At 71.5% G+C, this 18,545-nt stretch carries 15 protein-coding genes; 11 read left to right on the plus strand and 4 right to left on the minus strand.

The window, feature by feature from the left end; all coding sequences use genetic code 11:
- Positions 1 to 171: 171 nt before the first annotated feature.
- Together RKD20_RS44135 and RKD20_RS44140 are read left to right on the plus strand one after the other, a co-directional pair.
- Positions 172 to 1,011, plus strand: a complete 840-nt coding sequence (locus RKD20_RS44135) for an enoyl-CoA hydratase-related protein (RefSeq protein WP_424882657.1) — start codon at positions 172 to 174, stop codon at positions 1,009 to 1,011.
- Positions 1,008 to 1,598: a DUF2889 domain-containing protein gene (locus RKD20_RS44140; RefSeq protein ID WP_424882658.1), complete on the plus strand. Its 591-nt coding sequence runs from the start codon at positions 1,008 to 1,010 to the stop codon at positions 1,596 to 1,598. Before RKD20_RS44135 ends, RKD20_RS44140 begins: the two co-directional genes overlap by 4 nt.
- Positions 1,599 to 1,710: 112 nt before the next feature.
- On the opposite strand, the gene RKD20_RS44145 is transcribed toward RKD20_RS44140, so the two are convergent.
- The 3 genes from RKD20_RS44145 to RKD20_RS44155 all read right to left on the minus strand — a co-directional run bounded on the left by RKD20_RS44145 (position 1,711) and on the right by RKD20_RS44155 (position 5,202).
- The gene (locus RKD20_RS44145) at positions 1,711 to 2,898 is read right to left on the minus strand and encodes a flotillin family protein (RefSeq protein WP_424882659.1); all 1,188 of its coding nucleotides are present in this window, start codon (positions 2,896 to 2,898) and stop codon (positions 1,711 to 1,713) included.
- 9 nt (positions 2,899 to 2,907) lie between these two features.
- Positions 2,908 to 3,156 carry a hypothetical protein gene (locus RKD20_RS44150; RefSeq protein WP_424882660.1) on the minus strand — a complete coding sequence of 83 codons (249 nt, stop codon included), beginning with the start codon at positions 3,154 to 3,156 and terminating at the stop codon, positions 2,908 to 2,910.
- 819 nt (positions 3,157 to 3,975) lie between these two features.
- Complete coding sequence (locus RKD20_RS44155; protein ID WP_424882661.1) at positions 3,976 to 5,202, minus strand: acyl-CoA dehydrogenase family protein; 1,227 nt, start codon at positions 5,200 to 5,202, stop codon at positions 3,976 to 3,978.
- 113 nt (positions 5,203 to 5,315) lie between these two features.
- Between RKD20_RS44155 and fabG the strand changes: the two genes are divergently transcribed.
- The 5 genes from fabG to RKD20_RS44180 are packed head-to-tail and all read left to right on the plus strand — an operon-like array spanning position 5,316 to position 10,792.
- On the plus strand, positions 5,316 to 6,062 hold the full coding sequence (gene fabG, locus RKD20_RS44160; RefSeq protein ID WP_424882662.1) for a 3-oxoacyl-ACP reductase FabG: 747 nt from the start codon (positions 5,316 to 5,318) through the stop codon (positions 6,060 to 6,062).
- 23 nt (positions 6,063 to 6,085) lie between these two features.
- Positions 6,086 to 7,336 carry an acetyl-CoA C-acetyltransferase gene (locus tag RKD20_RS44165; protein WP_424882663.1) on the plus strand — a complete coding sequence of 417 codons (1,251 nt, stop codon included), beginning with the start codon at positions 6,086 to 6,088 and terminating at the stop codon, positions 7,334 to 7,336.
- A 1-nt stretch (position 7,337) separates the two neighbouring features.
- Positions 7,338 to 8,774: an OB-fold domain-containing protein gene (locus tag RKD20_RS44170; RefSeq protein WP_424882664.1), complete on the plus strand. Its 1,437-nt coding sequence runs from the start codon at positions 7,338 to 7,340 to the stop codon at positions 8,772 to 8,774.
- On the plus strand, positions 8,774 to 9,982 hold the full coding sequence (locus tag RKD20_RS44175) for an acetyl-CoA acetyltransferase (protein WP_424882665.1): 1,209 nt from the start codon (positions 8,774 to 8,776) through the stop codon (positions 9,980 to 9,982). The genes RKD20_RS44170 and RKD20_RS44175 overlap by 1 nt, the downstream gene beginning before the upstream one ends.
- 15 nt (positions 9,983 to 9,997) lie before the next feature.
- Entirely contained in the window at positions 9,998 to 10,792 is a 795-nt protein-coding gene (locus tag RKD20_RS44180) for an SDR family NAD(P)-dependent oxidoreductase (protein WP_424882666.1), read from the plus strand.
- Positions 10,793 to 10,867: 75 nt separating this feature from the next.
- On the opposite strand, the gene RKD20_RS44185 is transcribed toward RKD20_RS44180, so the two are convergent.
- Complete coding sequence (locus RKD20_RS44185) at positions 10,868 to 13,564, minus strand: ABC transporter permease subunit (protein WP_424882667.1); 2,697 nt, start codon at positions 13,562 to 13,564, stop codon at positions 10,868 to 10,870.
- A gap of 129 nt (positions 13,565 to 13,693) precedes the next feature.
- On the opposite strand from RKD20_RS44185, the gene RKD20_RS44190 reads away from it, so the two are divergent.
- The 4 genes from RKD20_RS44190 to RKD20_RS44205 are packed head-to-tail and all read left to right on the plus strand — an operon-like array spanning position 13,694 to position 18,414.
- Complete coding sequence (locus tag RKD20_RS44190) at positions 13,694 to 14,938, plus strand: ABC transporter substrate-binding protein (protein WP_424882668.1); 1,245 nt, start codon at positions 13,694 to 13,696, stop codon at positions 14,936 to 14,938.
- 11 nt (positions 14,939 to 14,949) lie between these two features.
- The gene (locus RKD20_RS44195) at positions 14,950 to 15,675 is read left to right on the plus strand and encodes an ABC transporter ATP-binding protein (protein WP_424882669.1); all 726 of its coding nucleotides are present in this window, start codon (positions 14,950 to 14,952) and stop codon (positions 15,673 to 15,675) included.
- 10 nt (positions 15,676 to 15,685) lie between these two features.
- Positions 15,686 to 17,026: a hypothetical protein gene (locus RKD20_RS44200; RefSeq protein ID WP_424882670.1), complete on the plus strand. Its 1,341-nt coding sequence runs from the start codon at positions 15,686 to 15,688 to the stop codon at positions 17,024 to 17,026.
- On the plus strand, positions 17,026 to 18,414 hold the full coding sequence (locus RKD20_RS44205) for an acyl-CoA reductase (protein ID WP_424882671.1): 1,389 nt from the start codon (positions 17,026 to 17,028) through the stop codon (positions 18,412 to 18,414). The genes RKD20_RS44200 and RKD20_RS44205 overlap by 1 nt, the downstream gene beginning before the upstream one ends.
- Positions 18,415 to 18,545: the final 131 nt, after the last annotated feature.

The following is an 18,545-nucleotide window of genomic DNA, read 5'->3' on the forward strand; positions in this document are numbered from 1 at the left end:
GCTAAATGAATCGTCTTAGTGCATCGAGGGTACCAGGTCAAGCCCTCGGTGATCGTCTCCGTGCACGACCTGATCTGGCGCCCCGGCGGTCCTTGGGTATATAGATGATTCATCTAGCTATAAAGCCGATCCAGTCCGGTCCAGCCGACGGATACCGCGGGAGTGACCTCGATGACCGAGAACCCGGCCCCGGAGATCCTCACCGATCTCACCGACGACGGGGTCATGCTGCTGACCTTGAACCGGCCCGAGCGGCACAACGCCTGGACGCTGGAGATGGAGCTGCTCTACAACGAACTGTTCGACCGGGCGGAACACGATCCACGCGTGCGGGCCGTGGTGCTCACCGGCGCCGGACGCAGCTTCTGCCCGGGCATGGACATGAGTGTCCTGGACGCCGCCTCGTCGGGCGCCCGTCCCTGGCCGACCGACCGGCTGCCCGCGCGCACCCGCCCCATGTCCTTCCCGAAGCCCGTGGTGGCGGCCGTCAACGGCGCCTGCGCCGGCATCGGGTTCAACCAGGCACTGATGTGCGATGTCCGGTTCGCCGTGCCGCACGCCAAATTCGCGGCCGCCTTCAGCGCCCGCGGGCTGGTGGCCGAGGACGGCGTGTCCTGGATCCTGCCCCGGCTGGTCGGCTACGGCAACGCCGCCGACCTGCTGCTGTCCTCGCGCCGGATCAACGGGACGGAGGCCCTGGCCATGGGCCTGGTCAACCGCCTGGTGGAACCCCAGGGCCTGCTCCCGGCGGCGCTCGCCTACGCGAGTGAACTGGCCCGCTCGGCCAGCCCGTACGCGATGTCCCTCATCAAGCGACAGCTCGCCGACGACCAGGCGAGGACCTTCACCGAAAGCCGCGATCACGCTGCCGCCCTGCTGGCCACGGCGAAACGCGCCCCGGACTACCGCGAGGGCGTGCGCAGCTTCATCGAGCGCCGGCCGCCGGAGTTCGCGGGGCTGGGGGAGACCCCGGCCGTGGCCCCGGCGCTTCCTCAGGAGGCGTCGTCGTGACCCGGTCCGAACTCCCGCTGCACCGCCGCACGATCACCGTCACCGCGTACGCGGAGGGCCGCGACGAGATCTCGGTCGAGGCGGAACTGAGCGACGTGCGCCCCTGGGCGGAGCCGTCGGCCGGCGTCGTCCACCGGATGGCGCTCGCCGTGCGCGTGCGCCTGGCGGACATGGTCGTCGTGCACGCCGACGCGGACATGCGGACCTTCCCGCACGCCGAGTGCCCGTTGATCACCCCGGTGTTCGACGGGCTGGTCGGGCTCAGCGTCGCCGCCGGATACAACCGGGCCATCCAGGAGCGGTTCCGCGGGGTGTCCGGCTGCTCGCACCTGTACGAGCTGGCCCGCGCCCTGGGCCCCGCGGTGGTGCAGGCCGCCATCTCGGCGAACGCGGGCCTGCGGTACGCCGGTGAGCAGTCCCAGGGCCCGCGCTCCACGGCGGGCGTGCTGAACAGCTGCCACATCTGGGCGCCGGACGGCGTGGGACTGCGCAAGCTGGACATGGGCTGGGTCCCGGGGACCGGGCCGCGTCCGGTGCCGCCGCTCAGGGCTTTCGAGCAACGGGGACCGGGGGTGTCCGGCGCCTGAATGCGGGCGAGGTTCGCGCTCGGGGAAGCCTGGTCCGAGCGGGAGGTGGGGGCGATGAGGCGTACCGGTCGACACGCCCCGCCTCATCGCCCTGACCCCGGGAGGGGAACCGTCAGTCGACGTTGACCGGGCCGTCGTCCGCCTTGTCGTCCTTGCGTGAGTGCAGCTGGAGCAGACCGTTGTCGCTGCTCTCCGGTCGACGGCGGTCGTCGGAGGAGTCCGGGCCGCCCAGGTTCTGCCGGACCGAGTCGAGGATCGTCAGGCCCTGCGACACCAGACCGGCGGCGATCTCGCCGAGCCCGTCGGCGCCGTTGAGGACGTTGACGTTGGCGCCTGCGAGACCGCCCGCGGCTTCCTTCACGATCTGCGGGAGCTGGTCGATGAGCATCCGGTCGAGCGCGACCCGGTCGTAGGAGGCCGCCGCCTCCGCCTGGATCTTCATGCGCTGCGCCTCGGCGGCGGCGAGCACCCTGATCCGTTCGGCCTCGGCCTCGGCGGGCTTCACGATCTCGGCCACCAGCTGCTGCTGGCGCAGTTTCGCCTGCCGCAGGGCCAGTTCGGTCTGTGCGTCGAGAACCTCCTGCTGGGCGTGGGCCTGCGCCAGCGGCCCGGCCTGCGCGGCCCGCGCCTGGGCACGGTCCACCTCGGCCGAGTACTCCGCCTTGACCACGGCGGTCTGACGGGCGTACTCGGCCTGGTTGCGGGCCGCCACCTGCTCCGCCTCGACCGAGGCCTGGGTGGCCTGGGCCTGGGCGATCTGCGCCTGCCGCTGGATGGCCGCCTTGTGCGGCGCGGACATCGCGTCGATGTAGCCGGTGTCGCCGTCGTCGATCGACTGGATCTGCAGCGAGTCCACGATCAGGCCGATCTTCGCCATCTCGGTCTTCGAGGTGTCCAGGACCTCCGCCGCGAGCTTCTGCCGCTCGGTGACGATCTCCTCGACCGTCATCGAGCCGATGATGGCCCGCAGGTGACCGGCGAAGATCCGGCCGGTCAGCACCGACATCTGGTCCTGGTCGGAGAGGAACCGCTGGCCGGCGTTGATGATGCTCTCGTGGTCGTTGCCGACCTTGAAGGCGATGACCGCGCGGACGTGCAGCGCGATGCCCTGCCTGGTCACACAGGTCTCGGTGACCTCGGACTCGCACATCGACAGGGTGAGGAACCGGGTCTTGCGGAAGATCGGGAGCACGAACTTGCCGTGCCCTGTCACCACTCGGAACGGCGCGCCCCCCAGTCCCCGCCGTCCGCCCGAGATCAACATCGCCTCGTCGGGAGCGGGAACGCGGTATCCGAACATCATTACTCCTCAGCCGGCGCCGGCGGGATCGCCGAGCGCGTCCAATGGATCCGCCCACTCGATGACGCCGACCGTGCGGCCTCCACGCGACTCGATCACGAGCACGGTCGCTCCGGTGGGCAGGGGATCCTCGGACCAGGCGAGGAAGGTCTCCGAGCCGCCCCTGACCCGCACGAGGATCTCGCCGGGGCCCGCGGAACCGCGGGTTCCGATGAGCAGCTTCCCCGTGCAGCCGATCACGGCCTCGTCCTGCGGCATTCCGGCCGCCCTTCATCGTCTGGCCCCAGGATCCCGACGATAGACCCACTGCGGCCGGGGGCCCAACGGGCATGACGATCCGGCCCGCCGGACTCCACTTGCGCCGCCGGGGAGATGGCCCTCCGGGTGTCGGTTGTCGCGTCTGTGAGGTGGCCGACCGGGTGTCGGTTGTCGCGTCTGTGAGGTGGCCGACCGGGTGTCGGTTGTCGCGTCTGTGAGGTGGCCGACCGGGTGTCGGTTGTCGCGTCTGTGAGGTGGCCGACCGGGTGTCGGTTGTCGCGTCCGTGAGGTGGCCGACCGGGTGTCGGTTGCCCCGTCTGCGAGGAGGCCCAGCAGACGGGGCATGTCCCGTCTGTGAGGTGCCCCTGCGGGCGCCACATGTCCCGCTTGTGAGGTAGCCCAGCGGACGTGGCATGCCCCGGCTCCGACCTGGCCCAGCGGGCGCCGCACGTCCCGGCTGCGACGCGGTCCATGAGGCTTCGCTCGTCCCGCCCGTGACCTGGCCCATCAGGCTTCGCTCGTCCGGCCCGCAACACTGGCCCACCAGTCGCCGTTCGGCCGGTCTGCGATGCGCCCCATCAGGCTTCGATCGTCCCGCCCGCGACCTGGCCCACCAGCCGCCGTTCGACCCGCCCGTGACCTGGCCCATCAGGCTCCGCTCGTCCGGCCCGCGACCTGGCCCACCAGACGCCGCTCACCCCGCCCGCGAAGCGCCCCATCAGGCCTCGCCCGCCCCGCCTGCGACGCGGCCCACGAGGCCCGCCTGCCCCGCCCGCGACGTGGCCCGCCGCAGCAGCCGGCACAGCCCCCGACCGCGGGCTAACCCGCCGCCGCCCTCGGCTCCCGTGGCAGGCCCAGCACCTTCTCCGCGAGGATGTTCCGCTGCACCTGGGAGGTCCCCGCGTAGAGGGTGCCGGAGCGGGCGATGAGGTAGGTCGTCGACCAGGACGCCGAGGAGTTCGCGGCGCCGGGGTCGTCGGTGCGGTAGGTGCGCAGGGGCGGGCGGCCGACCGGCACCTGGCCGTGCAGGCCCATGATGTCCATCGCCAGATCGGTGACCTTGGTGTGGTACTCGCTCCAGTACAGCTTCGCGATGGACGACTCGGGCCCGGGCTCGGCGCCCTTGAGCCAGCCGGTGAGGATCCGGTAGCCGAGATAGCGCATGATCTCGACCTTGGACCAGCACCAGGCGATGCGCTGCCGGATCACGGGGTCCTGGTCCTTGCCGTACAGCCGCGCCAGCTCGACGAGGCGTTCCACCTCCGCCTTGAAGAGGATCGGGTTGGTCGCCGCCTCTTCCCCGCGCTCCACGCCGAGCAGGCTCTGGGCGACGGTCCAGCCGTTGTCGACGCCGCCGACGACCAGATCCGCGCGCGTGCGGGCGCCCTGGAAGAAGACCTCGTTGAAATGCAGCTGCCCGCTCATCATGCGGAACGGCCGCACCTCGACGCCGGGCTGGTCGAGGGGGACGAGCAGGAGGGAGATGCCGCGGTGCTTGGCGGCATCCGGGTTCGTGCGGGCCAGGACGAAGATCCAGTCGCTGTGATGGGCGCCGGAGGTCCACACCTTCTGGCCGTCGATCACCCACTCCTCGCCGTCGCGCACCGCACGCGTCCGCAGGGAGGCGAGGTCCGAGCCCGCGTCCGGCTCCGAGTACCCCTGGCACCAGGTGTCCTCGCCACTGAGGATGCGGGGGAGGAAGTGGGCCTTCTGCTCGTCCGTGCCCCAGCGCAGCAGCGTGTTGGCCAGCATCTTCACCCCGAAGGTGTCCTGCGGCAGTCCGAACGGCACACCGGCCAGCGCCAGTTCCTCCATCAGCACCACCTGGTGGAGCTTGGTCAGGCCCCGGCCGCCGTACTCCTCGGGCCAGGTCAGGGAGAGGTAGCGGCGCTCGGCCAGCAGTCGGCGCCAGTTGCGGGCGAAGGCCCAGGCCGCCTCCTCGTCGAGGGCGCCGATCCCGTTCCAGTCCGGCGGCAGTGTCTCGGCGAGGAACGCCCTGACCTCGGTGCGGAACGCCTCGGTCTCGGGGGGATAGCTGATGTCCACCTGCGTACTCTCCTCGTCCGGTCCCGTGCGCACAGCTCGGTCGCTGTATTGATTGTTTCAGCATAATAGGTTATCTATTTAAGAGGAATAGCGTCGAGCCAGGGCGGGCTGACATGGGACTGCTGGACGGCCGGAACGCGGTGATCACCGGCGGCGCACAGGGCATCGGCTTCGAGATCGCCGGCGTCCTCGGCGCCGAGGGGGCGCGCGTCGTCCTCGGTGACATCAACGAGGACGCGGCGGCGGAAGCCGCCGAACGCCTGGCCGAGAACGGTGTGGCCGCCACCTCACTGCGCTGTGACGTCACCGACGAGGACGAGGTCGCCGCCCTCGTCGCCCACTGCGCCGACAGCTTCGGACCGGTCGACGTGATGGTCAACAACGCCGGGATCACCCGGGACGCGACCCTGCGCAAGATGGCTCTCGCCGACTTCCGCGCCGTCGTCGACGTGCATCTGACCGGTGCCTGGAACGGCACCCGGTACGCCGCGGAGGCGATGCGCGCGCACGGTCGGGGCGGCAGCATCGTCAACATCTCCTCCATCGCCGGCAAGGTCGGCAACTTCGGCCAGACCAACTACAGCGCGGCCAAGGCGGGACTCGTCGGCCTCACCAAGGCCTCCGCCAAGGAACTCGCGAAAGCGGGCATCCGCGTCAACGCCGTCCAGCCCGGCCTGATCCGTACCGCCATGACCGAGGCGATGCCCGAGGCCGCCTGGGACGCGAAGCTCGCGGAGATCCCGATGGGACGTGCCGGAGAGCCCGCCGAGGTGGCCCAGGTCGTCCTGTTCCTCGCCTCCGACCTGGCGAGCTACGTCACCGGGGCCGTGGTCGAGGTCACCGGCGGCCGGTACATGTGACCCCTCATGAAAGGCAACTGCTGATGCCCGCCCTCCTGCGTGACGCGGTGATCTGCGAACCCGTGCGTACCCCTGTCGGCGGCTACGGCGGCGCCCTCCGCGACGTGACGGCGGCCGAACTCGCCGCCACGGTCGTACGCGCCGTATTGGAACGCACCGGCATACCGCCCGCAGCCGTGGACGACGTGCTGCTGGGCCAGTGCTACCCCAACGGCGAGGCCCCGGCCATCGGCCGCGTGGCGGCCCTGGACGCCGGTCTGCCCGTGGCGGTGCCGGGACTGCAGATCGACCGCCGCTGCGGCTCCGGACTGCAGGCGATCATCACCGCGGCGATGCAGGTGCAGACCGGTGCGAGCGACCTCGTGCTGGCCGGGGGCGTCGAGTCCATGAGCCAGGCCGAGTTCTACACGACCGGTGTGCGCTGGGGCGTGCGCGGGGCCGGCACCACCCTGCACGACCGGCTGGCGCGCGGGCGCGTCACGTCAGGAGGGGTCAACCACCCCGTCCCCGGGGGCATGTTGGAGACCGCCGAGAACCTTCGGCGCGAGTACGCCATCCCGCGCGAGGAACAGGACCACCTCGCCCTGCGCTCCCACGAGAAGGCCGTCGCGGCCCAGCGGGAGGGCCGGTTCGCCGACGAGATCGTGCCCGTCGCCGTACGGTCCCGGAAGGGCGTGACGGTCGTCGACACCGACGAACACCCGCGCCCCGACTCCTCGTTGGAGAAGCTCGCGACGCTGCGTCCCGTGCTCGGCCGCCAGGACCCGGAGGCCACCGTCACCGCGGGCAACGCCAGCGGCCAGAACGACGGCGCCGCGCTCTGTGTCGTGACCCACCCCGAGCGCGCCGCCGAACTCGGACTGCGCCCGCTCGGCCGCCTGGTCTCCTGGGCCGTCGTCGGCGTACCACCCGAGACGATGGGCATCGGCCCGGTACCCGCCACCGCCCGGGCCCTGGAGCGAGCCGGACTGAAGCTCGCCGACATCGACCTGATCGAACTCAACGAGGCCTTCGCCGCCCAGGTACTGGCCTGCACCCGTGAATGGGGCCTGACCGAGACCGACTTCGAACGGTTCAACGTCAACGGCTCCGGCATCTCGCTGGGCCACCCCGTCGGTGCCACCGGCGGCCGCATCCTCGCCACCCTGCTGCGCGAACTCGACCGCCGCCAGGCCCGCTACGGCCTGGAGACCATGTGCCTGGGCGGGGGCCAGGGTCTGGCCGCGGTGTTCGAACGGCCGACCCACGCAACCCACGTTCATGGAGGACGCTGACATGGCCGGACTGATCGCGTACGGCGCCTACGTGCCGTACCACCGCCTCGCGAGGACGGATGTCGCAGCCGCCCTGGGAGGCAAGGGAGGCAAGGGAACCCGCGCGGTCGCGGGCTACGACGAGGACACCACGTCCATGGCCGTCGAGGCGGCCCGCGGCGCCCTGGCCCGCGACGGTCTGCGGGCCCGCGTCAGCCAGCTCTTCCTCGCCACCGCCGCCCCCGCCTACCTCGACAAGACCAACGCCACCGCTGTGCACGCCGCACTCGGCCTCGACCCGCACGTGCTCGCCGCCGACATGGCCGGCTCCGTGCGCTCCGGCCTCGGCGCCCTGGTCACCGCCGCCCGGTCCCCGGTGCCGACCCTGGCGGTCCTGTCGGACCTGCGTATCGGCCTGCCCGGCGGTACCGACGAGGTCGCGGGCGGCGACGGCGCGGCGGCGTTCGTCTTCGGCGGACACCGCAACGGGGCCCCCGTCATCGCGGAGTTGCTCGCCCACGACACGGTCAGCGACGAACTCCTCGACCGCTGGCGGCTGCCCGGCGCGCCCGTCTCCCGGGTCTGGGAGGAGCGCTTCGCCGAGGAGATCTACGTGTCCCTCGCGGACAAGGCCCTCACCGCGGCACTCGACCACGCGGCGGTCGACATCGGCGCGATCGACCACTTCGTGGTCGCCGGTCTGCACGCGCGCGCGTGCGCGGCGGTACGGCGCACCGCCGGTGTCCGTCCCGAGGCGGTGGCCCCGGACCTCACCGGGGCGATCGGCAACGCCGGCACCGCCCAGCCCGGACTGCTCCTCGCCGACGTCCTCGACCGGGCCCGGCCCGGCGAGACCATCGCCCTCGTCGTGCTCGGCGACGGCGCCGGAGTCCTCCTGCTGCGCGCCACCGACGCGCTCCCGGCCCACCGCGCCGCCCGCCCGGTCGCCGCCCAGATCGCCGCGGGCAGCGCCCCGATGCCGTACGCCACCTACCTGTCCTGGCGCGGCCTCCTCGACCGCGAACCGCCCCGCCGGCCGGACCCGGAGCCGCCGTACGCACCGCCCGCACACCGCCGCACCGGCTGGAAGTACGGCTTCGTGGCCTCCCGTTGCGAGAAGTGCGCCACCCGGCATCTGCCGCCGGACCGGGTGTGCACCTCCTGCCGGAGCGTCGACGCCATGACCGACGAGCCGATGGCGGACGTGTGCGGCACGGTCGCCACGTTCACCGTCGACCGCCTTGCGGCCACGCCGAGTCCGCCGATGCTCGTCGTGGTCGTCGACTACGACGGCGGCGGCCGGTTCCGCTGCCAGCTGACCGACGCCACCGAGGCCGACGCCGCCATCGGCGCCCGGGTCGAGATGACGTTCCGGCGCACGGTCACGGCGTCCGGCGTCCACAACTACTTCTGGAAGGCCCGGCCGGTGCGCACGGGCGAGACCGAGGGGACACACTGATGGGCTCGCACGGAATACGCGACCGGGTCGCGATCGTCGGCATGGGCTGCACGCCCTTCGGCGAGCACTGGACCCGCTCGGCGGACGACCTGCTGATCGACGCCGTCGGCGAGGCCGTCGCCTCGGCCGGCATCACCCTCGACGACATCGACGCGTACTGGTTCGGCACCCAGGCGTCCGGCGTGTCCGGGCTGACCCTGAGCCGGGCGCTCCACCTGCCCCACAAGCCGGTCACCCGCGTCGAGAACATGTGCGCGACCGGCTCCGAGGCCCTGCGCAACGCCTGCTATGCCGTCGCTTCTGGGGCGTACGACGTGGCGATGGCCGTAGGCGTGGAGAAGCTCAAGGACTCCGGCATGTCCGGACTGTCCGGTACGGCCATTCCGGGCGCGGGCGACGACAGCCGCGGGGAGATCACCGCCCCGGCCAACTTCTCCCTCCTGGCCCCGGCCTACGCCGCAAAGTACGGCCTGGCGGGGGAGGAGATGAAGGACGTCATCACCCGCATCGCCTGGAAGAACCACGTCAACGGGGCCCGCAACCCGCGCGCGCAGTTCCGCAAGGAGGTGCCGCTGGAGCGCATCCGGTCGGCCCCGATCGTCGCGGGCATGCTGGGCGTGTTCGACTGCTCGGGCGTCTCGGACGGTTCGGCGGCGGCGATCGTGGTGCGCGCCGAGGACGCCTACAAGTACACCGACAGGCCGATCTTCGTGAAGGCGCTGTCCTTCGTCGCGGGTCCGGCGGACGGGCTCCTCGACCCCGAGTACGACTTCACGACCTTCCCCGAGGTCGTCGCCTCCGCACAGGAGGCCTACCGGCAGGCGGGCATCACCGACCCGCGCGCCGAGCTCGCCCTCGCCGAGGTCCACGACTGCTTCACGCCAACTGAGTTGGTGCTGATGGAGGACCTGGGCTTCTCCGAGCGCGGTCAGGGATGGAAGGACGTCACCAGCGGGGCGTTCGACCTGGACGGCTCGCTGCCGGTCAACCCGGACGGCGGCCTGAAGGCCTTCGGCCACCCCATCGGCGCCTCAGGACTGCGCATGATGTTCGAGGCCTGGCTCCAACTGCGCGGCGAGGCACCGGCCGAGCGGACGGTGAAGTCCGTGGCCGAAGGGCGCTCGCTCGCCCTGACCCACAACCTCGGCGGCGGACCCGGCGAGTGCGTCTCGTTCGTTTCGGTCGTCGGCAGTCAACTCACCGAGTAGAACGGGCGGTTCGCGATGACGCGACTCCAGGACAAGATCGCGGTAGTCACCGGGGCCGCGTCCGGCATCGGCGCGGCCACCGCACGCCGCCTGGCGGCCGAGGGCGCGCATACGGTGGTCGCCGACCTGAACCTCGACGGCGCCAAGGCGGTGACGGAGGAGATCCGCACTGCCGGCGGCTCCGCGACTGCCGTCCCGGTCGACCTCGGCGACACCGAGAGCGTACGAGCCATGGTGGCAGCCGCGGTCGAGACGTACGGCGGTCTCGACGTCCTGCACAACAACGCGGCGGCCACCCACCTGGCCGCCCGTCAGGACCTCGCCGTAGTCGAGGCCGATCCGGCGGTCTGGGACGACACGATGCGCATCAACCTGCGCGGGACCATGGTCGCCGTCCAGGCCGCCGTCCCCCACATGATCGCGCGGGGCGGCGGTTCCATCATCAACACCTCGTCAGGGGCCGGGCTTTCGGGCGACCTGCGCAACCCGGCGTACGGCGCCTCCAAGGCCGCCCTCATCAACCTCACGCAGTATGTCGCCACCCAGTACGGCAAGCAGGGCGTGCGCTGCAACGCCATCGCGCCCGGCTTCATCGTCACACCGGCCAGCTCCGGTTCGGCGCACGGGGCGATCCGGGAGGCGATGCTGCGCCATCACCTCACGCCGCGCTTGGGACGCCCGGAGGACGTCGCGTCGGCGGTCGTCTTCCTCGCCTCCGACGAGTCGGTCTTCATCACCGGGCACACTCTTCGCGTGGACGGCGGCCTGCTGTCCCATCAGCCGTACGTCGCGGATCTGCGCGACGCCTGACACGGCTCCTGCTACTGCCACCGGAGGCGCTGAGATCAGCGCCTCCGGTTCTCGGTGTTGCCCGGGACGGGGCGCTCAGACCAGCGTCTCCGGCTCCAGGTCGCCCAGGTAAGCCGCCCGCACCGCCGGATCGCGCCGGACCTCCTCCGGTGTGCCGGCACAGATCCGGCGGCCGAAGTCCAGGACCACGACCTGGTCGCAGACGCTCATCACCATGTCGACGTCGTGCTCGACGAGCAGCACCCCCATGCCCCAGTCCTTAGCGAGCCGCCGTACCAGATGGGCCAGTTCCCCGGTCTCGTCGTCCGAGAGGCCCGCCGCCGGTTCGTCGAGGAGCAGCACGGACGGCGAGGCCGCAACGGCGCGGGCGATGGCCAGCAGCCGGCGCTCTCCGTACGACAGGTCGTCCACCGGCCGGTCCAGGCTGTCCTGGAGACCGAACTCCCGTACCGCGACGAGTACATGGGCAGGCAGCGGGCGGCTGCCGGGCCGGACGAGATCCGTGAGGTATGCCCACCGGCCGGGCCGGTCGCAGGCCGCGTACAGGTTGTCCAGGACGGTCATGTCCTCGAACAGCTCCAGGGACTGGAAGGACCGGCTCAGACCGGCGGCGGCCCGCCGGTGGACCGGCAGCCGGGTCGCGTCCCGGTCCCCGAGCCGGACACTGCCCGACGCTGCCCGGGTGAAGCCGGTGACCGCGTCGATGGCGGAGGTCTTGCCGGCGCCGTTGGGACCGATGAGCCCCACGACCTGGCCCGGTCCGACATCCAGGGAGAGCCCGTCGACGGCGACGACACCGCCGTAGCGGACGGTGAGGTCCCGTACCTGGAGGGGGAGCGGGGCGGCACGGGGCACGGTCGGGGCGGCCGGCGGCTCGTCCTTGGGGACGGTCGCAGGGCGCTTCGGGGGCAGCTTGAGTCGGCTCCCCGCCGCCCGTGTGCCGAGGCCCTTGCCGATGCCGTCCTGGTTGCCCACCAGCGTCAGCACCAGGATGATCCCGCCGATCAACGGCATCCACGCGCTCAGCCCGGGCAGCACGAGGTCCCCGAACCGGGCCCCCACCGTGCCCGCGGCGAAGGTCGCGCCGAACAGCGGACCGACGAGGAAACCGACCCCGCCGATGACCGCGAGGCCGAGCGCGGTGATGGAGCCGAAGCTCGCGAAGTCGGACAGGACGACCGAGGTCGAGCGGAAGCCGGTGAGCACTCCGGCGAGCGCGGCGATGGCCGCGGACAGTCCGAAGGCGTAGAGCTTGGCGGCGCGGACGTCGATGCCGAGGGCGGCGGCGGCCCGCTCGTTCGCCCGTACGGCGATCAGCCGGCGGCCGGTCCGGCTGCGCCGCACGTTGGCGACGACGAGCGTGGCGGCGACGAACAGCACGAGCACCACGGCGGCGTACCGCTGCGGATGGTCGACGCCGGAGATGCTGATCCCGAAGAGCGTCTGCTTGCCCACCGCGATGCCGTCGCTGCCGGGGGTCGTCGACAGGTCGGTGTTCTGGAAGACCATCGCCTCCAGGGTGGTGCCGAGGCCGAGGGTGATGATCGCGAGATTGACGCCGCGGGTGCGGACGGCGGGGAGCGCGAACAGCAGGCCGATCGGCACGGTCCCCAACACCCCGGCCAGCAGGGCGAGTTCGAACGGCCATCCCCAGTCGGCCGCCGCGTGTCCGGCGAGGAAGGCGCCGGTCCCGGCCAGTGCGTAGGCCGCGAGGGAGACCTGTCCCGCGTATCCGGTGACGACGACGATCGACAGGATGATCAGCGACAGCACCAGGGTGGTGGTGATCGCGTCGGCCCACAGCGGTGTCGCCAGGCTGACCAGCGCCAGCCCGGTCACGACGGCGAGCGTCAAGGGCAGGGGGCGGACCTTCCCGGTGCCCAGACCGGGCAGCCGGTCCAGGAATGTGCCGCGCAGCGGCAGCGCCCGGCCGCGGGCGACCAGGACCAGGGCGATGAAGAGGAAGGGGACCGAGGCGGCGAGCCCGGTGACGTCGGAGCCGAAGCGGGTCAGTTCGGACTGCACGACGCCGATGACCAGGCCGCCCGCCAGTGTGACGGGGAACGAGGAGAACCTGCCGACCAGGGCGGCGGCCAGGGCGCTGAGCAGGAGGGTGGTCAGCCCGGTCACCGACAGGCCGATGACCGGCACGATCAGGATGCCCGTCAGCCCCGCGAGCGCCGATCCCAGCGCCCAGTTGCCGGTGGCGATCAGGTCCGGGGACCAGCCGAGCGAGGCGGCCACGCCCTCGTTCTCCGCGACCGCGCTGGTGCCCAGACCGAACAGGGTGCGCTTGTAGAGGAGGTGGAGGAGCACGGTCACGACGACCGCGACGCCGATCAGCCACACACGGTCCTCGGAGACCGTCGCCCCGGCGATCGTCAGCAGCTTGGTGGGCAGCTTGCCCGGCACCAGCTCCAGGCTGTCGCCGTAGCGCTTGACGGCGATCGCGGTGAGCACGATGAAGACCGCGAGGGTGCCGACCAGGCGGGCCAGCGAGGACGCTTTGCGCAGCGGGCGGAGCACCAGCAGGTGGGTGAGCACGCCCAGGACCGCGGAGGTGAGCACACCGCACGCGGTGGCGGGCCAGTACGGCACGCCGTGCTGGGTGGCGAGCTCCCACTGGACGTAGGCCCCGGCCATGCCGATCGCGCCGTGCGCGAAGTTCAGGACGCCGGAGCCCCGGTAGACCAGCACGATGCCGTGCGCGGTGAGCGCGTAGAGGGCGCCGAGACCGAGGCCGAGCAGGGCGAAACGCAGTACGTCGTCCATCGAGGAACCTCCCGAGGGCAGGAGCGAGACAGCACATTCATTTAAATAATTATGCCGAGAGTACTTCACTAACCACAAAACGCACCCCATGCTGTTCGGCATCTCGACGACGAGCACAGCGGAGGAACCATGAACCACTCACGCCGACGCAGAACCGCCGCAGCGGGCGCCCTCGCGATGACCGGAGCCCTGCTCGCCGCCGGCTGCGGGGGAGAGGCGGCCGGCAGTTCGAAGGAGGAGACCTCCGCCCTGAAGGGCTCACCGGTCAAGGTGATGGTCTGGACGCCGGAGGAGACCCAGGGCAGCGCCCAGCCCGGAGTCCGGCTCACCGCCCAGGCCTACGAGAAGTGGATCAACGCCAACGGCGGGATCAAGGGCGCCCCGCTGAAGGTGCTCACCTGCAACGAGAAGAACAACCCCGACGAGGCCGAGAAGTGCGCCCAGCAGGCGGTCGCCGAGAAGGTGGTCGCGGTGGTGGGCTCCTACAGCCTCGCCGGTGATCGCTACATGCCCATCCTGCAGAAGGCCGGCATCCCTTACCTCGGCGGCACCGGCGTCTCGGCGGCCGAGTTCTCCAACCCGCTGTCGTTCCCCGTCAACGGCGGCACCCCGGTGGTGTTCGCGGCCCACGGCCGGCAACTGGTGCAGAACGGCTGCAAGAAGATCTCCGGCGTGCGCTACGACGTGGCCGCCGCCGCCGTCGTCTCGCAGTTCCTCACCGTCGGCGCACTCTCCGCCGGAGGTGCGGCACCCAAGGACATCAAGGTGCCGCTCACCGCCACCGACCTCGCCCCGCAGGTCGCCGCCGCGACCAAGGGAAGCGACTGCGTGAGCGTCATCATGGGCACCGCCTCGGGCCTGTTCGTGAAGTCGTACGTGCAGTCGGGCGCCAAGACGAAGCTCGGCAGCGTCGTCGGCAACCTGACCCCGCAGCTCGCCGAGAGCACCGGTGGAGCCGGCGGCCCGCTGGAGGGCGCCGCGATCACCGGCTACTTCCCGCCGACCTCCGACGCCGCCTGGAAGGACTTCCTCGCGGCCACCAAGGGCGACAAGGACGTCGACACCTCCAACGGCGCCAACGAGACGACCTGGGTGGCCTTCAAGGTCTTCACCGAGGCCGCCAAGAAGCTCCCCGCGATCACCGCGAAGGCGCTCGTGCAGGAGCTCGACACCAGCTCCGGCATCAGCACCGGCGGACTGACCCCGCCGCTCAGCTGGAAGGCGTCAACGGCCCTGCCGATCAAGGGCCTCGACCGCATCCACAACACCACCGCCACCGAACTGACCATCCGCGACGGGAAGATCGAATGGGCCAAGCCCGGATCGACCTTCGTCGACGTCCGCAAGGTCCTGACGGCCCTGCCGTCCAGCTGAGGAGCAGGCCCGTGCCGGACACCGACGCACCCCTGATCGAAGCACGCTCCCTGTCCGCCGGATACGGCAGCCGGCCCGTCGTCCGCGACCTCGACCTGGAGGTCCGCCCCGGCGAGGTCGTCGCCCTGCTCGGCCCCAACGGCGCGGGCAAGACCACCACCCTGCGGGCGCTCTCCGGAAGCCTGGCTCCGATGGGCGGCGAGGTGCGATGGCTGGGCGAACCCGGACGGACACCGCTGCACCGCCGCGCCCGCCAGGGCCTGGCGTACGTCGGTGAGCGGGCGGTCTTCACCCGGCTCGACACCGCGGACAACCTGCGGGTCGGACGGGTGAGGTCCCAACAGGCGCTGGAACTCTTCCCCGAGCTCGAAAAGCGCCTCGGCACCGGCGCGGGCATGCTGTCCGGCGGCGAGCAGCAGATGCTGTCGCTGGCCCGCGCCCTGTGCCGCGCGCCCAAGCTGCTCCTCGCGGACGAACTCTCCCTCGGCCTCGCTCCATTGGTGGTCGACCGCCTCCTGCGCGCGGTGCGCGAGGCGGCCGACCGCGGCCTCGGCGCACTGCTGGTCGAACAGCACGTGCGCAAGGTGCTGGACGTCGCCGACCGCGTGTACGTCCTGCATCGCGGCCGCGTCACCATGACCGGCACCCCGGCAGAACTGCGCGGCAACCTCGACGCGATCGAGTCGTCGTACCTCGCGCAAGCCACAGCGGAAAAGACCACGTACGCAACTGATTGAGGTGAACGCAGTGCCAGGCGCACGCGAGCAGATCCGATCCCTCGTCCTTTCCGGCGACACCTTCGACCAACCCGCCGACGAACTGAGGGAGTTGCAGCTGGAGGCCGCCCGGGAGACCTTCACCGCCCACCGCGAGCGGGTTCCGCTGCTGCGCACCCGGGCGGCGGAGACCGGCGTGGAGGAGGTGACCGGTCTCGACGACCTCGTGCCGCTGCTCTTCTCGCACACCAGCTACAAGTCCTACCCCGTCTCCCTCATCACCGCGGGCCGCTGGGACCGGCTCCTGCGCTGGTACACCACCGTGTCCGCGGTCGAACCCGGCGACGTCGACATGGACGGCGTCCTCGACATCGACGAGTGGACCGACCGCATCACCGCCGCCGGCCACCGCCCCTACATCACCAGCGGCACCTCCGGGAAGGTCTCCTTCCTCAACTGCGACGCCAGTGACCTGAGTTTCCTGCACGACATCCTGGAGCACCTCACCTGCTGGCCCGACCCCCTCCCGGCGAAACCCACCCGCCGCGGCTATCTGCTCGCCCCCGCGAGCGGCCCGATGCGCTCCATCGACGGCTTCCGCTGGCACGCCGAGGTCTTCGCGCAGCCCGGCGAGACCCGGCTGCTCACCGAGGACCCGATGCGGGTGTCCGAGCTGATGAGCAGCGCCCTGCTGCGCCGCCGGATCGCCGAGGGCGCCGCGACCCCGCAGGAGATCAGCTCCTTCGAAACCGTCTCCGAGTCCCGCGAGCGGGAACTGGGCGCGGCCATGGCCGAGATCGTCGACGACATCGCAGCGCACCGCGACGAACCGCTGCTGGTCGCCGGCATGAACAACCAGCAGTTCACCCTCATCCAGGCCCTGCGCGCCCGCGGCGTGGCCGACGGCAGCCTGCACCCGGACACGCTGGTGCTCAGCGGCGGCGGCAACAAGGGCCGCGCCCTGCCCGACGACTACCAGCAGCAACTCACGGCTTTCTACGACGGCGTCCGCCGCGTACGCAGCTACGGCATGACCGAACTCCAGGGCTCCTGCCTCGCCTGCGAGCAGGGCAACTACCACGTGCCGCCCTGGGTGATCCCCCTGGTGCTCGACGAGCCCGGCGAAAAGCTCCTCAATCCCGAACACGGAGTCGTCGAGGGACGGTTCGCCTTCCTCGACGTCTCCCTCGAAGGCCGCTGGGGCGGGCTGATCAGCGGCGACCGGGTGTTCGTGGACTTCTCGCCGTGCGCCTGCGGCCGCCCGGGACCGGCGGTCCTGCCCGACATCCGGCGCTACGGCGACCTCGGCGGCGACGACAAGATCACCTGCGCCGCGACACTCGACTCCTACGTGCGAGGGATGATCCACTGATGAGCCGTACGACACTCGACGGCACCGCGGCCGCCCCCGTGACCGTCGTCCACGTGGTCCGGGGCGAGGCCGACCGGAGCACGCCCGTCGACCTCGGCCGGTTCACCGCACCGGCCCTCGACCTGGACCGCCTCGTGTGGCCCCGGACCGAACCCGGCCCCGCCTTCCACGTGCCGGTCGCGGAGATCGTCGACCTGCTGGTGGAGACCGGCGAGGCGCTCAAGGCGGACCGCGCAGGCCTGCTCGCCGAAGCCCTGGAGCGGATGGTCCCGGTCAGCCCGCTGCCCGCGGAGGTGCTGGAGCGCGCCTACGCCGTGCTGTGGCGCAGCTTCCGACGCCCCGGCCTGTACGCCCAGATCGACCACGAACTCGGCGGTGCGGACGTCCTCGACGGCTGGCGCGAGATACGCCTGCCCGACGACCGGATCGCGGCCACCCGCGCGTTCCCGCCCCGCCTGGTGCACATCATCGCGGGCAACGCACCCGGGGTCGCGGCGATGTCCGTCGTGCGCGGCGCGCTCACCAAGGGCGTCAACCTCCTGAAGCTGCCCTCGAACGACCTGTTCACCGCGACCGCGATCCTGCGCACCATGGCCGCGGTCGCCCCCGGGCACCCGGTGGTGCGGTCGTTCTCCGCCGTGTACTGGCGCGGCGGAGACGAGGCCGTAGAGAGCGTGCTGTTCCGCCCGCAGTTCTTCGACAAGCTGGTCGCCTGGGGCGGCGAGTCCACCATCCGCAGCGCGCTGAAGTACGTCGGCCCGGGCTTCGAGCTCGTCTCCTTCGACCCCAAGACCTCCATCTCGATGATCGGCCGCGAGGCCTTCGCGTCCGAGGAGAGCCTGGCCCGGGCGGCCGACGCGGGCGCCGCCGACGCCACCTTCTTCAATCAGCAGGCCTGCGTGGCCAGCCGCTTCCAGTTCGTCGAGGGCTCCTGGGCCGACGCCGACCGCTACGCCGCCCTGCTGTGCGAACACCTGGGCGTGGCAAGGGAGTTCAGCTCGGCCGGCGGCCCACGGGTCGCCGCGGAACTGCGCGAGGAGATCGACGTCCTGCGGTCCATGGAGCCCGAGTACCGGGTGTGGGGCGGCTACGACGGCCAGGGCCTGGTCATCCGCTCACCGGAGCCTGTGGACTTCCACCCCGACGGGAAGATCGTCAACGTCGTCCCGGTCGGCGCACTGTCCGAGGCGGTCACCCATGCCGGGGTCGCCACCCAGACGGTCGGCGTGTACCCCGACACCCGCAAGGCGGAACTGCGCGACGCCCTCGCCTGCGCCGGCGTGCAACGCGTGGTCTCCCTCGGCCGGGCGGGCGGCATGCCACCAGGTCTCTCGCACGACGGCTTCTACCCGCTGCAACGGCTCATGCGGTGGGTGAACGACGAGTGACGACTCCGCCTGCGGCGGGCTCGTCTCCCCGTGTTACGCCCGGACGGAGTGACCGGCCACCCGGAGGACCGCGGACACCGGCGCGGACCGGGAGGGCATCGTCTCCTGACCCAGGAGCCCCAGCGCGCCGT

The sequence above is a fragment of the Streptomyces sp. SLBN-8D4 genome (assembly GCF_049739545.1).
Taxonomy (GTDB): Bacteria; Actinomycetota; Actinomycetes; order Streptomycetales; family Streptomycetaceae; genus Streptomyces; species Streptomyces canus_C.

What these genes read in the sequence shown, in the direction of transcription:
- RKD20_RS44135 (WP_424882657.1), top strand. Translation starts at nt 172, where the DNA reads ATGACCGAGAACCCGGCCCCGGAGATCCTCACCGATCTCACCGACGAC.
- RKD20_RS44145 (WP_424882659.1), bottom strand. Translation starts at nt 2,898, where the DNA reads ATGTTCGGATACCGCGTTCCCGCTCCCGACGAGGCGATGTTGATCTCG.
- RKD20_RS44150 (WP_424882660.1), bottom strand. Translation starts at nt 3,156, where the DNA reads ATGCCGCAGGACGAGGCCGTGATCGGCTGCACGGGGAAGCTGCTCATC.
- fabG (WP_424882662.1), top strand. Translation starts at nt 5,316, where the DNA reads ATGGGACTGCTGGACGGCCGGAACGCGGTGATCACCGGCGGCGCACAG.
- RKD20_RS44165 (WP_424882663.1), top strand. Translation starts at nt 6,086, where the DNA reads ATGCCCGCCCTCCTGCGTGACGCGGTGATCTGCGAACCCGTGCGTACC.
- RKD20_RS44170 (WP_424882664.1), top strand. Translation starts at nt 7,338, where the DNA reads ATGGCCGGACTGATCGCGTACGGCGCCTACGTGCCGTACCACCGCCTC.
- RKD20_RS44175 (WP_424882665.1), top strand. Translation starts at nt 8,774, where the DNA reads ATGGGCTCGCACGGAATACGCGACCGGGTCGCGATCGTCGGCATGGGC.
- RKD20_RS44180 (WP_424882666.1), top strand. Translation starts at nt 9,998, where the DNA reads ATGACGCGACTCCAGGACAAGATCGCGGTAGTCACCGGGGCCGCGTCC.
- RKD20_RS44185 (WP_424882667.1), bottom strand. Translation starts at nt 13,564, where the DNA reads ATGGACGACGTACTGCGTTTCGCCCTGCTCGGCCTCGGTCTCGGCGCC.
- RKD20_RS44190 (WP_424882668.1), top strand. Translation starts at nt 13,694, where the DNA reads ATGAACCACTCACGCCGACGCAGAACCGCCGCAGCGGGCGCCCTCGCG.
- RKD20_RS44205 (WP_424882671.1), top strand. Translation starts at nt 17,026, where the DNA reads ATGAGCCGTACGACACTCGACGGCACCGCGGCCGCCCCCGTGACCGTC.